Source organism: Levilactobacillus brevis ATCC 14869 = DSM 20054, from assembly GCF_001433855.1.
Taxonomy (GTDB): domain Bacteria; phylum Bacillota; class Bacilli; order Lactobacillales; family Lactobacillaceae; genus Levilactobacillus; species Levilactobacillus brevis.
The window spans coordinates 341,407-356,032 of sequence record NZ_AZCP01000001.1 but is presented as its reverse complement, the minus strand read 5'-3'; the positions used below and the strand labels follow the sequence as shown (position 1 = coordinate 356,032).

Genomic DNA, 14,626 nt, shown 5'->3' with positions numbered 1-14,626 from the left:
ATTCTAAACTATTGGGAAAAATCGGGTTGATTTTTGGATTAATTAAACATATGAATCTAGTAAAACTTGTGTACTATACTGATCGATAAAAACCTTGTTACAGTAGCCAGCCTTCAAGGCAGCTTTAAGTGTTGGAACAGTTTCAACCTTATGCACTGTAGCAATAGAATACTCTTTATGTTTAAGATTGTTAAGGGGCGTGGTTACTACACGTTCATCTAAGGTAGGATCAATGATCTCGCCATTATTATTGATAAAATGTCCCAATATGTCACCAACTGCCTTCTCAGTTATTTTTCGCTTCTGCTCATCCTTAAAGTAATTCATTTGATTTAAAAATGAACTGTCTTCTATCGAGTCTAGTGAAATTAACGCGATATTTGCTAGGCGCCCAAGTTTTTCGAGGTGACGGATGAGTCCTTCTTTTTCAACAAGTTCCTTTGCAGCAATATCATCGAAAATAATCGGTAGGGGTAAAAAATTGGCATCAGTCTGATATGCATTAGCTAATTTGACGCCTGTTTGATAAGCAATTGACTCACAGTTAGGGTTAACAATGATTCCTGTTAAGGACAAAGCTACAACATCCCGTACATCCTTTGGTGTAAGATATTTTGCAATCATATTTAGTATCTCACTTCCACCAAACCCAATAATGTCACCATTTTTGACTAAACTATCTAAATAATGAGCTGTTGCAAGTGCTACTTTATCAAGGATCTCTGTTCGGTCATTATGGGAAGTCGGGACAACAGTAAACTGAACGTCTGGATAAATATCACGTAGCTGATTGGCCAACACATTGGCATCTCGTAGACCATCATTCACAGTAACTGTGACGAACCCATTTTCACGCGCTAATGAAAGCATTCTAGACACAGTTGCCTTAGAAATTCCCTCTCGTTCTGCTAATTGATTTTGACTAACGCCTTCAACATAATACAATCTGGCGAGTCGCAACATTTGTTTACGTTTGTTAAGGGTACTTATTGTAAAAACCTCCTAAGAATAATGCTACTCATTATTGATAGTTGAAAAGTCTTTGTAGAAATCCTTAACATTATTATACGCCAATTGGTACATCTGGAAATACTTATTATACAATGAATTTCGATTAGAATTTGGAACAATCCGTTGGTCGATTTTTATCCAATCTGAAACATCATCAGGGTCAACCGCGTTAATACCAATACCCGCTAAGATTGCACTACCCAAATTGGCCTCGCCACCTGACTTGGTTGTTAGAACTGTTTTACCAGTGACATCTGCGATCATCTGGACCATCTTCTTCGAGTTGCTGACCCCGCCGACTAAGGTAATTTCATTACCAATATCAGCACCAAAAGTCTCGATGCTCTGACGTACTGAATAAGCAATTGCTTCTTGAAAAGCGTTGTATAACTCATACTTGGTTGTCTTAAGAGATAACCCTAAAACAGTACCACGAACCGTTGAATTCCATAATGGACTGCGTTCACCCATGAAGAACGGTAAAACGAGTAAGCCATTACTGCCAGCTGGAGTATCAGCGCTTTGAAAATCTAATTCTTTTGGCCCTTCATTCTCATCAAAGTCACGTTCAAACTCTTTAACGAACCAAGCTACAATAGCGCCAGCAGTATTAGCACCAGCAAAGTTATAATATAGGCCTTTGGGGTTATAAGCGTATGGCCAAATAATGAGACCATTATTACACAACGGCTTCTTAGTGACCAGCGCAGCATTCATTGAAGTTCCCAAGGCCACCGTTACTTTACCAGGTTTAATAACACCGGTTCCGACGGTTGCCGGTCCAACATCGACACCAGTATTGAATACTGGCGTACCAGACTTAATACCAAGTCGTTGTCCCCATTCTTCAGTGACTTGGCCAGCTATTTCGGTACTTGTCACAAATTTCTGCGGTAACTTGGAAACATCTAGGCCTAGTTTATCGGCAAGCTCTGTTGACCACTCGTCTTTGTTGATATCAAATATACCAGCTAAATTCCCAGCAGCCGAATAATTGATACTTGTCTGACCAGTTAGTTCTCTAATAATAAATGATTCGGGTGGTAAGAATTGATCTGTTTGTTGATAAAGAGCGGGTTTATGCTTCTTTAACCACATAAGTTTTGTATAACCATAATATGGATCAGCCAGATTAGCGGTTACATCCATTAATTCCTTGTCGCTGACAAGTTGCTTAACTTGCTCTGTTTCAGCAGTTGCCCGACGATCCATCCAAATCAAAGCGGGGCCTAATACAGAACCGTCTTTATCAACCGGGATTCCGGAACCGCCATATAATCCATCAATTCCGATAGCGACAATGTCGTCATCATCAACGTGTGATGATAGCTTTCGAATCACAGCCGTAACAGCATTGAGCCAGTCTTCGGCGTTAGATTCTGCCCACCCTGGGTGTGGCGTCATAAATGAATAGTTATCTTTCTTTTGAGCAACAATTTCACCAGTGGTGGTCATCAAAATAGCTTTGGTACCTGAAGTACCAATATCAATTCCTAATATATATTTAGACATGATAATTTACCTTCTTTTGAATTAATTAGTCTTCTAATCCTGTGGTTACCTTAAAACTTCGACTCTCTTGCGGTTTAAGCATAATCAAAGTACCATTCTCTTTGGCCGCCGTACGTCCTTCTGTTCGACTAGTTGCCGGAAGTGCAAATGCGGCGACTTGGAGATCGGGATTATACATTAACCAGCGCGTTACGTCAGGAAATTGAGTTGTATTGAACGCCACCTTAACAGTGTGTTTTTTATCCATTTGCATCTCAAATACGGCATCATCAACGAATTTGTTCAATTTATCTCCAAAAAAGACGATTTCAGGATCAAAATGATTGATATTATCGAGATCGTTGATCATCTTACCTGATTTAGCAATGTTGTCTGTAAATGCCATCCATTCCTTAGTCGGGTGAATGTGATCTGGTATCGAAGTTCGTAGTTCAAATGCCTTGTCAGAAATGTTCTGAGTAATTTTAGCACCTTCTACAAATTTATAGTTGATATGTGTCAGATACTGTAATGGCATTTCCTGATATTCAGAAAGATTCTTAACGAACATTCTAATGTCAAACAATGCACTCCCTTTTTTTAGAGTTACTGAGGGGTTGGCAAAATAATGATCACCAAAACCTCGTACATATTCAACTTGACTACTGATTGTAACCTTATCTTCATCTATATCTATAAAAGATGAATCCATTTGTGTAAGTGGAAATTCACCGTGCGCATAGTGATCATCTTCAGGACCAGGGTTTCCACTTGCTAATAAACCTGAGTGAAATTGAAATGGGCCGTATGAATCAGTGATCTGCTTACCCGGATATGGTTGTTTGAAAGTATTTTTCATCTTCAAATCAAATCCATCAAATACAGCTTCCCAGATCATTAACCCTTCAAATGGTAGAAAGGTCAAATAACCACGCGAATTACTAATCTTCAATGCTTTAACGCCAGACGAATATTTAAAACTAGAAATGGTGAATTCATCGTTTTCAATCAAAACGCGAGTCTGTTCTTTAAAACTATCTTTGTATAGTCTGAACTTTGTCATTGTTTTACCTCTTTCTCCTTTGCAAGACCATCAAATGGATGTTTGATGTAATGGTAGGCATAGATGATTATTGCACCAAATGTTAAGAAGTGTACGGCAAACGAAATTGTCATTGAACCAGTAATGTCGGCAAACCAGCCTTGGATAGCTGGCCAGACACCACCACCAACAACCATCATGACTAGCATAGCACCAGCAGTTTCAGTCTGATGAGCGTCTTCAATGAACCCCAGCGTTTCAGTGTAAATTGTTGCATATCCTGGTCCCATTAAACCAGATACTAAGATGGCAACGTAAACGCCATTGAAGCTCCGATCAATCATCATGTAACCGATTGCAATGAATCCAAGAACTGAATACCAAAGTAGAACCTTCAAATGTGGAATTTTTTTCATTAAATAGTCAGCAATGATCCGACCCACAAAGAAAGCAACGTAACTACCGATAACGAAATTTGATGATGTTCTTTCATTAATCGAGTGATCCAAATTCAATGCCAAACGAATCGTAAAAGACCAAACAGAAACTTGTAAACCAACATACATAAATAATGTAAACATTCCGTAAGTAAAATTGTGATTTTTTAGCAGAGCCATTACTGTTTGGCCTAAATTTTCTTTAGGTTTAGTTTCGTCTACTTTAGCTTTTGGCTTGCCACTGGGAAATTGAGTGATTAAAAACAAAATAATCATGACTGCAATTACCATAATAATGTATTTGTATGGTTGGAGAGTCTTTTGCAGGGCTTCTTCACCAAAACGAACACGAGCACTACCTGATAACTTCCTTAATTGCTCATCGAGGTTCTCGCCACCAGAGAAGATAAGGTATTTACCAAGTAAGATACCAGCAATTGAACCGAATGGTAAGAAGGTTTGTGAAATATTCAAACGTAATGTCCGCTGCTTCTCCGGTCCTAAAAGTGCTGAGTCAGTATCAGCAGCAGTTTCGATAACCGTCAGACCTGTTGCTAGCACAAATAATGCTGCTAGAAAAAAGCCATAAGTTGCAGCAGCAGATGCGGGAAAGAAGAGTGCACACCCTATTAAGTACAACAATAACCCAATAATAATTGTCAATTTATACGACGTTTTTTTAATCAACCACGATGCTGGGATTGCCATTAAAAAGTAACCTAGGGAAAATGCACTTTGAACATAGGCTGATGCCAAATTACTCAACTGGAAAATAGATTTAAACTGAGTAATTAGAATATCGTTTAAACTAGCTGCTGCTCCCCACATTGGGAATAATAGTGATACCAAGACAAATTGGACAATTGGCATTTTGCTAGTGTATCCATTATCTAATTCTTTTCCACGAAATTTGATCAATCCAAAATCGTGGCTTTTCTTTGTTTCCATAACTAACACCCCTCGTGTTATAAAATATTGATGCAAATAAGTTAAAGATTCTGTAACCGTTATCATTCTAGCATTGCTATGAAATAAATTCCATGGTTTTAATGAAATTAATTTTATTTTTTGAATTAAATAAAAATCACAACTCTTTTATTGACAATACTTTGATCATGTTAATGAGAGTTACTGAGCGAGTAAAGAGCACTTAATTCCCAGGATCCAAGCGATTACTAACTCTATACTGATTTGTCAAACCATATATTATCTGATAAATTCAGGACAAATAAAAAAGCCCTCAACCGAGGACTTTCACACTAAGCCAACGCTGCCAAATACAATTGCCAAGCATCATCGAAGATAGTCATTGATGGCAAATAAGGCGCGTTTTCTTCTAAATATTTGGAGAGTGGTTCGAACTGTGTTTCTTGTTTGGGAAATGCGCTGTCCAGAAAGGCGTTATTGGCAAAACTGGCCACAGGTTCATAGCTCTCCGGGTTACGTTGCGTCATTAGAAACTCATAAAATGTTTTGGGCATATGTCCCTCCTTAATTCTTAGGAATCCGTGCTTGGAAGACGAAGTTCCCGTCCCCTGACAAGTCAATCTTTTTAGCAGCAAAGGATAACTTTTTACCATTACCAATCGCCGTTAGATGTAAGGTCATGGTTTTATCTGCCGTGTTCATGGCTACCCAGTTGGGCAATGGATAATTCTTAGCAATATAATTCATTACAAAACTAATTGGCACGGGAAGTGAACCAATCGATAACTTCTGCGCTTTCAATTGCACATCGCCAGACGGTAGGACCGTGGGCTTAAAGAGCAAGACGAAGTTCACACTTGCACCTAGAACTTGAGTGGACCCCGTCAACATTGCTTGATCTGAGACCTGGAAGCGATATTTCATGGTCGAATTTTTAAGCGACTTATTTACATAGTAGTCGGCCAAAGCGTTGACCTGTTTCTTATTAAGTGCTACGTCAATATTCGTGGTTCCTGTGGCGACCTTTGCCGTTGAGGTCACCTTAGTGGGTGTAAATGCTTTAACACTCACCGTGACCGTGGTGACCAATAACACAGCTACTAGCGCAATGAACCCCCATTTCCACCAATTAGTCTGCTTAACGGGCGTGGTTTGTCGTTCCATATAAATGCCTCCTTATTTCATTAGCCATTGTTGATGAGCCTGCATTTGCTTAAAGACATAACGCGTCATGAGTCGATAGCCTTTGGCATTCGGATGGAAATGGTCAGCCGATGAAAGATAATCGTTTAGCTCATCCGTACTACTGCTAGCTAAGATCATAGTTTGGAAATTTTGCGTGGATAGCTGACCATCATTATTCTTTTTAGCCGTTTGTTTCAGTTTAGTTTGTTGAGCCGCTGTTTTAAATTGACCGACTGACAAAGCCCGGTTAATATCGACCATATACAACTGGCTAAATTGCCCAGCCGTTTGCTTGGTAGCCACATTCCAATTATTAACGGCGTTGGTAATCTGTGACAGATTGGCAAAGTACACGTAGATTGGATTATAAATGGTGTACAAGTATATCGGCGCACTTGGATTATAGTGGCGAACGGTGGTTAACAAACGTTTCAATTTCTTTTGATAAACCGTTTGGGCGGATCCCAGCTGATGGGTTAACTTTGCCCGCTGATTAATCGTGACATTTTTAGTCAGGGTTTGTAGCAGATCATTACCGCCGACCGTCATCACAATTGCCTGGGCCTTTTTTACTTGACGCTGTTGGGCTCGACTATTGACCAACCGGGTTTCAATCTGGTCGCTACGGTCACCCGACTTGCCAAAGTTATGCATCACCACTTTAACATGATCTTGTTGATGAATCATCGTTTTTAATCGACCAGTATAGCCGCCTTGTTTCTGCGTATCACCCACACCCTCGGTTAAGGAATCACCTAAAGCCACCACCCGAACGATAGAACGGCGGTTCTGCGTTTGTTTAGGCGATTGCGTGGTCCGTATACCAGGATGCCAGTAGGTTAATGCGGCAAGCACCACCAACGCCAAGAGCAGGGTGACACCCACCACCTTACTCAAGTTTTTAAATTTCATTTAAAATCCCCCTCAGGATAAAGAAAAAGCGGTGGACCAGCCACCCCTTTTCGTCAATGCGTTCCTATTTTGTCGGATCGGTGTAGTACATTAACGCAAAAGCACCTGGGCCACCATGCGTGGCAATAATTGGCACCGTTTCTCTGACTAAGACATCCTTACCTGGAACGACTTCACTGAGGTGTTGTTTGATCTTATCCACGGATTCAAAAGCTTCAACGTGAGAAATCCCAATAGCAACAACGTCCGGTGTCTGTTTCAACTGTTCGTAGACTTTGTCAAAATACCGGTCAATAGTCTTCATTCCCCGACCTTTAGCCCGAATCTTCAGTTCGCCACCAGTGACTTCCAAAACAATCTTGATATTCAACAGTGAGGTCAGCATCCCAGCAGCCCGGCTTAAACGCCCGCCCTTCAAGATGTTCTCTAACGTTACCACACCCATGAAGAGTTTGGTATGATCCCGTACGGCTGCCGCTCGAGCCAAGATCGCCGCCTTGTCAGCACCTTCGGCTGCCAATTTAGCTGCTTCCACGACTTGGAAAGCCAACGCCTGATCGGTCGTTTGACTATCGACTACGGTGACATCGGTCTTAGATAATTGCGCGGCCTGCTCTGCCGTATGAACCGTACCACTAATGGCTGCCAGCATATTAAAGCAAATCACACTACTGCCATCTTCGCCCAACTTATCAAAAGTTTCGACAAACGATCCTAATGGTGGCTGACTCGTCTTCGGCAACGTTTTCGCCGTTTTCATTTTTTCAATAAATTCTTTATTCGTAATTGATTCTCGTTCAACGTAAATTGTGTCATCAATCATTACCGTTAACGGGATAATTGTGATGTCATAGTCTGCAATCTGTTGATCGGTTAAGCCAGCAGAAGAGTCTGTGACGATTTTGATTTTAGCCATGGGGATCCCACACTTTCTGACCAGAAATTTTGGTTTATGCTACAATATGCGTAATGGAACATACGGTAATAGTATAGCAGAGTTATGGATAATTTTCAGTAGTTGTTACTAACTCACCGGTAACGGTTAGTCAAAGACTATTACCGACAAATTAAGGGAGGGTTTCATTTGACAAACGGACACAGCCGCGCATATCAAATCATTAACGAGGTGCTTAACGCCGCGACCCATGGAATCGGTGCGGGATTAAGCATCGCAGGCCTCGTCATTCTACTACTTCAAGCTCACGCCAAGGGTGGCACATTGCGAATGACAACCTTTGCCATCTATGGTGCTATCTTAGTCCTTTTTTACCTCGCCTCAACACTATTCCATAGTTTGTACTTTACCCGGGCGAGCCACGTCTTTCAAATATTTGATCATTGTGCCATTTATTTATTGATTGCTGGGACTTATACGCCCTACAGTTTACTAGTCGTTGGTGGCGCACTGGGTTGGACCATGTTTGGCATTATCTGGGGGATGGCTATTTGTGGCATTATTTATAAAGCCATCTGGTTAGGCAAATACCAAACCCTGTCGACCGTCATTTACGTCGTCATGGGTTGGATGTGTTTGCTAGGAATTAAACCCCTCTATCATGGATTAGGACCGATTGGGTTTACTCTGTTATTTTTCGGTGGCGTGTCTTTCACCGTGGGTGCGGTACTATATAGCTTTAAGGGTGTCCCATTCGGTCACGTTATCTGGCACCTATTTGTTATGTTAGGGACCGGATTGATGTACTTCTCAATCCTGTTATACGCTTAATCTTAGGGTCAAATGGTCCACCTCAGTTGCAATTGCGACTAAGGTGGACCATTTTTTGTCGTCGACTTCCGGTCACTAGTGGTTAATCTTTAACGTTGTCAGCCACCAACGACTCAATAAGTTAATACGTCTTAAAAAACGCGATTGGCGTCGTCAAAGCTCACCAATCACGTTCGTTTTTAATGCCGCTGATATTGTTCAAAAACAAAATCATACGGATTTTTTTCATTACGAATCCCTGGTTGTTGGTCAATTAGCGTAAATTGACTGTAATCGATCACTGGCATCCATGTATCGCCGTCAAATCCAGCATCAATCCGGGTTCGATACAGGAAATCAACGTCATCCAGCAGGCCGGCAAATAATTGCGCCCCACCGACCACAAATATTTTTTCTTGTGGGCGAGCTGCTGCGTAGGCCCGCACCGCTGGCAATGAGTGCAGCACGCTGACATTTTCTGGGAAGGCCGTTGCTGGTTGATGAGAAACCACGATATTTTTACGGTTAGGTAGCGGTCGTAGAAACGAAGCAAAGGTTTTGCTTCCGGCCACAATTGTATGACCCGTCGTCACCGTTTTGAAGTAATGCATGTCAGCCGGTAAATGCCATGGTAAGCCGCCGTGCAGCCCGATAACTCGTCCCTGGCTCTCTGCCCATAAAAAGATTAGCATCCGTCTTAGCCCTCTCTAAACGGCCACAGGGGCCTTAATTGCTGGTTCAGGGTCATATCCTGTCACCTTAATGTCACTCATCTCATAATCGAAGATACTCGACTTATCAGGATTTAACCACAACTGTGGCGCAGCATGTGGTGTCCGTGCTAACTGGGTTTTGATTTGCTCGATATGATTGCTGTAGATGTGCGCGTCACCCAGCGTATGGACGAAATCGCCCACCTCTAAGCCCACTTCCTTAGCAATCAACGATGTCAACAATGCGTAGCTGGCAATGTTGAAGGGCACACCTAGGAAGATATCAGCACTTCTCTGGTAAAGCTGACAGCTTAATTTGCCATCATTGACGTAAAATTGAAAGAGCGTGTGGCAAGGTGGCAAAGCCATTGATGGCACATCAGCCGGATTCCACGCTGAAACGATCATCCGCCGAGAGTCTGGGTGCGTCCGCAACGTCTCAATCACATTGGCCAGTTGATCAATGGTTTCACCTTGATGACCTTGCCAAGCCCGCCACTGACTACCATAAACTAGACCCAGATCACCAAAGTGGTCACCAAAAGCTTGATCCGTCACGATTCGATCACAAAATGCCTTTTTTTCTGCTTGATATTGCTGATTAAAGTCTGCATCCACCAAGGAACGGCGACCAAAGTCGGTCATATCTGGCCCGTGATATTCGGGACTATCAACGTAGCGTTGAAAGGCCCACTCGTCCCAAATATGGTTGTGATGTTGCAATAAAAACCGAATATTAGTATCCCCACGAAGGAACCACAAGAGTTCGGATTTAATGAGACCAAAGGGCACCTTTTTAGTAGTCAATAGTGGGAAGCCCTCTTGCAAATTAAACCGCATTTGGTAGCCAAATAAGCTAATCGTTCCGGTTCCCGTACGGTCCGTTTTTTCGTGACCCGTCGTCAAGACAGTCTTAGCTAAATCTAAATATGCCTCTTCTAACACCGTTTTTCCCCCTATTCTGCGTACTCACTGAGATATTCCCAACGCGCCATCTTGTCATCCAACTGGTGGTCTAAGTCATCGAGTTGGGCCTGTAGGTCGGCTAGTTTATCATAATTGGCGCCATTGGCATTCATGGCCTCTTGAACCGCTGATTTTTGCGATTCAAGATCGTCAATGACGCTCTCGATCCCTTCCCATTCCTTTTGTTCAGCATACGTCAGCTTCACCTTTTGTTTGGGCTTAGCAGGTGCCGATTCCTTTGGCGCTGCTGGTTTTGACTTCGCCTTAGTTGCCTGCTTCGTCTGTGCCTGTTGTGCTGCCAAGTAACTACTAAATTGGCCCGAGTAACGTTCAATCTGACCATTTCCCGTAAAGATTAACAGACGATCGGCAACTTTATCCAAGAAATACCGATCATGGGAGACTGTAATGACGGTACCAGAAAATTGGGAAATATAGTCTTCCAATACGGTCAGCGTACTAATATCCAAATCGTTAGTTGGTTCGTCCAGAAGTAACACATTAGGTTGTTCCATCAATAGCTTTAACAGATACAAGCGCCGTTTTTCACCACCGGACAGTTTACGAATCAATGTACCATGCATGAACCGTGGGAAGAGGAACTGTTCCAACAACTCAGTCACACTCACCGAATTCCCTTGCTTATCCGTAACCGTCTGACCAACTTCCGATAGATAGTTAATCATACGCTTATCTTCTGGAATCGGTTCAATTTGCTGAGTATAGTAGGCCATTTTGACCGTTTCACCAACCGTTACAATCCCTGAATCCAATGGCAGTCGTTGGGCGATGACGTTCAACAAACTGGATTTACCGGCCCCATTTTCACCACTGATCCCAATCCGTTCGCCGGCCTGAATCAAATCACTAAAGTCATTGAGAATGGTATGACCACCCAAGCTGAGGTTAGCATCCTTTAATTCGATAACCTTTTTCCCCAGCCGTTGTTGACCTAAGGAAATCGCCACGTGATGCTCGACTTGTCGGGTGCCGACATTGCTGGCAATATCGTTGAACCGATTGATTCGGGCTTGTTGCTTAGTGGAGCGTGCTTTAGCCCCGGCCTTCATCCAAGCCAATTCTTGTTGATAGAGCCGTTGTTGCTTTTGTTCGGCTTCGGCTTCCAAATTTACCCGTTCAGCTTTTTCTTGAACGTAAGCCTGATAGTTACCGGGGTATTGATAAAGTTTACCGAAATCCAATTCCCAGATTTGATTAGCCACTTGATCCAAGAAGTACCGATCATGGGTTACCACTAGGAGAGCCCCTTTATAACTCGTCAAATACTGTTGTAACCACGCAATTGAATCGAAGTCCAAGTGGTTGGTCGGTTCGTCTAAGAGAAGTAAGTCAGGTGACTGAATTAACACTTGGGCCAGTCCGACCCGTTTGACTTGTCCCCCAGACATGGTTTTAATTTCTTGGGATAGATCCGTAATTTTTAACTGTGTCAGGATCGTTTTAACATCACTTTCGGCTGTCCAAGCATCCTCTTCGTTCATTTGTGCTTCCGCATCTAGATACCGCTTTTGGGCCTGCTCGTCGTCAGGATGCGCACCATAAGCTGCCAGTGCGGCCTCATACCGACGGATCGTGACAAATACCTTCTGATCACCGGAGAAAACCGCATCCATCACGGTTAAGTTTTCATCCAGATCTGGCTTCTGAGTCAAATACCCAATGGTGTAGTCCTTGGGCGTTGCTAATTCCCCCGTCTGTTCGTTACTGATGCCCGCTAAAGTATTCAACAGCGACGTTTTACCACTACCGTTGACCCCAATCAGGCCAATTCGGTCATGCTCATTAATAATAAAATTCAGATTATCAAACAGTGTTTTTTCACCGTAAGTCCGATGTAAATTTTCTGCTCGTAACGTTTGCATAATATCTTCACTCTCTTATTTTTCAAATTCAATCGGTGACAGCAGCCACTAATGCCGATTTCTCATTGGGCAGTTTACCCGTGACAACTTGATACTCCAAGTCGCCCAAAATAGCCCCTAACTGTGGACCGGGTTGCACACCGGCTTGCATAAGATCTCGTCCAGTGACAGCCAAAGCTTTCTTCGTTTGAATTGGTAAATTTTGCCATTGCGCTATCAGTTCACGTGATCGATCCGTAGCACCTAGTACGACTGCCGCTTCATTAGCGATCATTAGTTGATCTTCACCACATTGGTAGACCTGCCAAGTAGACAAGGGCCCTTGCAGTAAGTGTTGTGCCGTCTTAGTCGTCATCTGTACGGCGGAAATCGTCTGATTAGCCGTTTTCCAGTGTTTTAGAAATGTGGTAATAGCGTTAGTTTCTAAGCCAAAACTGGTGGTTAACAATGTCCACGCGGTCAAGTCGGTGCTAGCACCTTGATGTAGTTGCGCTGTTAGCCTCTCTAAGTCAGCCTTGTGGTCGGCAAAGTCAGGACAGTACTGCCACAGTCCGGTCGTCAACAGATCCGTGAGTCCTTGTTGGGGCGCCTGTCCCGTTAATAGCTTGAGTAGCTCGACTTGCGTTCGCTCAACGGCAATTTTACGCAGTAACTCAGCATGACTGGTCATGGCCGCCAAGGTTTCTGGCACAATTGTAAAGTTCAATTGACTAGCAAATCGAACCGCCCGCATCATCCGTAGCGCATCCTCATGGAACCGTTCTTGTGGATCACCCACGGCGCAGATCTGCCGATGCTTTAAATCAGCTAGACCGTCAAATAGATCAATGACGGTACCATCTTCCTTCATTGCCAAGGCATTGATGGTAAAATCCCGTCGCTTTAAATCCTCAGCCAGTGAGCGCACAAAGGTTACTTGGTCCGGCCGGCGAAAATCGGTATAGGTTGATTCAGACCGAAATGTCGTTGTTTCATATCCCGTTCCATGATCGAGGATCATGACGGTACCATGCTCAATCCCCGTATCCACCGTTCGCTTGAAGAGGTGTTTAATCTCATCTGGATAGGCACTTGTCGCAATATCCACGTCATGAATCTCTTTACCCAAAATGGTATCCCGGACACTGCCACCGACAAAGTAAGCCTCATAACCGGCCTGTTCGATCGTTTGGAGGACTGGCCGGGCCATTTCAAATTCTTCTGGTAAGTGTTCTAGCTGCATAATTGTCACCCTTCTGCCAGTTACTTTCTGTTATTGTCTCACTATGTCAGTCTAACAGATTACCCGCTAGAATTGAATTCAAACTCCTGCAATTCCGCCATAGATAATCGCCAGTTTTCTAGAGGACTGTGCTATGATTGAGTTTATCAAGTTATTTTTTCAGATGGGAGTGATAATGGTGACACAGCAGCCAGATGAATCAATTCGCTTTATTGACTTACTTATGATTGGAATTGGGTGTGCCATGTTTGCCTTTGGACTAGTCTTTTTCAATATTGCCAATCATTTAGCAGACGGTGGTATCTCAGGAATTACACTGATTTTTCGGGCCCTTTTCCATATCGATCCGGCCTATTCAACCATTCTGATTAATGTTCCCTTAATTATTATTGGCTGGCGATTTTTGGGCCGCCAATCATTAATCTATACCATCTATGGAACGGGTATGCTGTCTTTGTGTCTGTGGGTATGGCAGCGGGTCCCATTGACCATTGCTTTGCACGGTGACTTACTACTATCTGCCCTGGGCGCTGGTATTATTGGTGGTTTCGGTTCCGGTCTGTTATACCGCTATGGTGGCACTACTGGTGGTACTGACATTATCGCCCGAATTTTTGAACGGTTTCGGGGAGTGCCCATGGGACGGACCCTCCTTTACTTAGACGTTGTCGTTTTATTAATCTCGCTGGTTTACATTGATATTCAACATATGGCTTACACCTTAATCTATTCTTACGTCTTCGCAAGAATTGTGAATTTCACTCAAGAAGGCGCTTATGCCGCGCGTGGTGTGATCGTTGTTTCCGAGAATTATCAACAAATTACGGATGAAATTATGACGGAATTGGAACGTGGCGTTAGTCTCGTCAATGGTGAAGGTGGTTTCTCCCATCAAGAACGCAAGATGATTTACGTAGTAGTGGCTCCCAGCGAGTTGTATCGGTTGCGGCAGATTATTCAGCGTAATGATTCACGGGCATTCATCTCAGTTATCAATGTGAACGAAGCATTGGGTGAAGGCTTTTCATTTGGACTGCCGGATAAGGGTTGGTTAAATCGGTTTAGGCACTAGTTTTTTGCGACCGCGGGTTTGGCGGTCGCTTTTTTTGAATGTTATAAGTTAAAGTAATTT

The 14,626-nt window shown here is 43.0% G+C and carries 14 protein-coding genes; 2 read left to right on the top strand and 12 right to left on the bottom strand.

The window, feature by feature from the left end:
• Positions 1 to 42: 42 nt before the first annotated feature.
• The 8 genes from FC61_RS01895 to FC61_RS01860 form a co-directional block, all read right to left on the bottom strand.
• Complete coding sequence (locus FC61_RS01895; protein ID WP_162251066.1) at positions 43 to 945, bottom strand: sugar-binding transcriptional regulator; 903 nt, start codon at positions 943 to 945, stop codon at positions 43 to 45.
• A 69-nt stretch (positions 946 to 1,014) separates the two neighbouring features.
• Complete coding sequence (locus FC61_RS01890) at positions 1,015 to 2,523, bottom strand: FGGY-family carbohydrate kinase (protein WP_021741852.1); 1,509 nt, start codon at positions 2,521 to 2,523, stop codon at positions 1,015 to 1,017.
• Positions 2,524 to 2,548: 25 nt separating this feature from the next.
• Positions 2,549 to 3,565, bottom strand: coding sequence for a DUF4432 family protein (locus FC61_RS01885; protein WP_021741851.1), 1,017 nt, complete (start codon positions 3,563 to 3,565; stop codon positions 2,549 to 2,551).
• On the bottom strand, positions 3,562 to 4,929 hold the full coding sequence (locus tag FC61_RS01880) for a sugar MFS transporter (RefSeq protein ID WP_021741850.1): 1,368 nt from the start codon (positions 4,927 to 4,929) through the stop codon (positions 3,562 to 3,564). The genes FC61_RS01885 and FC61_RS01880 overlap by 4 nt, the downstream gene beginning before the upstream one ends.
• Positions 4,930 to 5,240: 311 nt before the next feature.
• Complete coding sequence (locus FC61_RS01875; protein WP_011667564.1) at positions 5,241 to 5,462, bottom strand: YozE family protein; 222 nt, start codon at positions 5,460 to 5,462, stop codon at positions 5,241 to 5,243.
• Between the two features lie 10 nt (positions 5,463 to 5,472).
• On the bottom strand, positions 5,473 to 6,072 hold the full coding sequence (locus tag FC61_RS01870) for a YpmS family protein (protein WP_011667563.1): 600 nt from the start codon (positions 6,070 to 6,072) through the stop codon (positions 5,473 to 5,475).
• 12 nt (positions 6,073 to 6,084) lie between these two features.
• Entirely contained in the window at positions 6,085 to 7,005 is a 921-nt protein-coding gene (locus FC61_RS01865) for an SGNH/GDSL hydrolase family protein (protein WP_021741849.1), read from the bottom strand.
• Between the two features lie 64 nt (positions 7,006 to 7,069).
• Complete coding sequence (locus FC61_RS01860) at positions 7,070 to 7,921, bottom strand: DegV family protein (protein ID WP_021741848.1); 852 nt, start codon at positions 7,919 to 7,921, stop codon at positions 7,070 to 7,072.
• A gap of 168 nt (positions 7,922 to 8,089) precedes the next feature.
• Here FC61_RS01860 and trhA point away from each other — a divergent pair, with 168 nt between their 5' ends.
• On the top strand, positions 8,090 to 8,731 hold the full coding sequence (trhA, locus tag FC61_RS01855) for a PAQR family membrane homeostasis protein TrhA (RefSeq protein WP_011667560.1): 642 nt from the start codon (positions 8,090 to 8,092) through the stop codon (positions 8,729 to 8,731).
• Positions 8,732 to 8,910: 179 nt separating this feature from the next.
• On the opposite strand, the gene FC61_RS01850 is transcribed toward trhA, so the two are convergent.
• From FC61_RS01850 to FC61_RS01835, 4 genes are read right to left on the bottom strand one after another with little or no spacing between them, the layout of a single operon-like run.
• Complete coding sequence (locus FC61_RS01850; RefSeq protein ID WP_021741847.1) at positions 8,911 to 9,402, bottom strand: dihydrofolate reductase; 492 nt, start codon at positions 9,400 to 9,402, stop codon at positions 8,911 to 8,913.
• Positions 9,403 to 9,417: 15 nt separating this feature from the next.
• A complete protein-coding gene (locus tag FC61_RS01845) occupies positions 9,418 to 10,368 on the bottom strand; it encodes a thymidylate synthase (RefSeq protein ID WP_021741846.1) in 951 nt (316 codons plus the stop codon).
• 11 nt (positions 10,369 to 10,379) lie between these two features.
• A complete protein-coding gene (locus FC61_RS01840; protein WP_021741845.1) occupies positions 10,380 to 12,272 on the bottom strand; it encodes an ABC-F family ATP-binding cassette domain-containing protein in 1,893 nt (630 codons plus the stop codon).
• Between the two features lie 28 nt (positions 12,273 to 12,300).
• On the bottom strand, positions 12,301 to 13,494 hold the full coding sequence (locus tag FC61_RS01835) for a CCA tRNA nucleotidyltransferase (RefSeq protein WP_021741844.1): 1,194 nt from the start codon (positions 13,492 to 13,494) through the stop codon (positions 12,301 to 12,303).
• A 175-nt stretch (positions 13,495 to 13,669) separates the two neighbouring features.
• Here FC61_RS01835 and FC61_RS01830 point away from each other — a divergent pair, with 175 nt between their 5' ends.
• A complete protein-coding gene (locus FC61_RS01830) occupies positions 13,670 to 14,566 on the top strand; it encodes a YitT family protein (RefSeq protein ID WP_042254316.1) in 897 nt (298 codons plus the stop codon).
• The last annotated feature ends 60 nt before the right edge of the window (positions 14,567 to 14,626 follow it).

Excerpts from the sequence above, each read along its gene's own strand:
- FC61_RS01885 (WP_021741851.1), bottom strand. The coding sequence starts at position 3,565 with ATGACAAAGTTCAGACTATACAAAGATAGTTTTAAAGAACAGACTCGC.
- FC61_RS01860 (WP_021741848.1), bottom strand. The coding sequence starts at position 7,921 with ATGGCTAAAATCAAAATCGTCACAGACTCTTCTGCTGGCTTAACCGAT.
- FC61_RS01840 (WP_021741845.1), bottom strand. The coding sequence starts at position 12,272 with ATGCAAACGTTACGAGCAGAAAATTTACATCGGACTTACGGTGAAAAA.
- FC61_RS01830 (WP_042254316.1), top strand. The coding sequence starts at position 13,670 with ATGGTGACACAGCAGCCAGATGAATCAATTCGCTTTATTGACTTACTT.
- FC61_RS01870 (WP_011667563.1), bottom strand. The coding sequence starts at position 6,072 with ATGGAACGACAAACCACGCCCGTTAAGCAGACTAATTGGTGGAAATGG.
- FC61_RS01890 (WP_021741852.1), bottom strand. The coding sequence starts at position 2,523 with ATGTCTAAATATATATTAGGAATTGATATTGGTACTTCAGGTACCAAA.
- FC61_RS01850 (WP_021741847.1), bottom strand. The coding sequence starts at position 9,402 with ATGCTAATCTTTTTATGGGCAGAGAGCCAGGGACGAGTTATCGGGCTG.
- FC61_RS01865 (WP_021741849.1), bottom strand. The coding sequence starts at position 7,005 with ATGAAATTTAAAAACTTGAGTAAGGTGGTGGGTGTCACCCTGCTCTTG.
- FC61_RS01835 (WP_021741844.1), bottom strand. The coding sequence starts at position 13,494 with ATGCAGCTAGAACACTTACCAGAAGAATTTGAAATGGCCCGGCCAGTC.
- FC61_RS01880 (WP_021741850.1), bottom strand. The coding sequence starts at position 4,929 with ATGGAAACAAAGAAAAGCCACGATTTTGGATTGATCAAATTTCGTGGA.
- FC61_RS01875 (WP_011667564.1), bottom strand. The coding sequence starts at position 5,462 with ATGCCCAAAACATTTTATGAGTTTCTAATGACGCAACGTAACCCGGAG.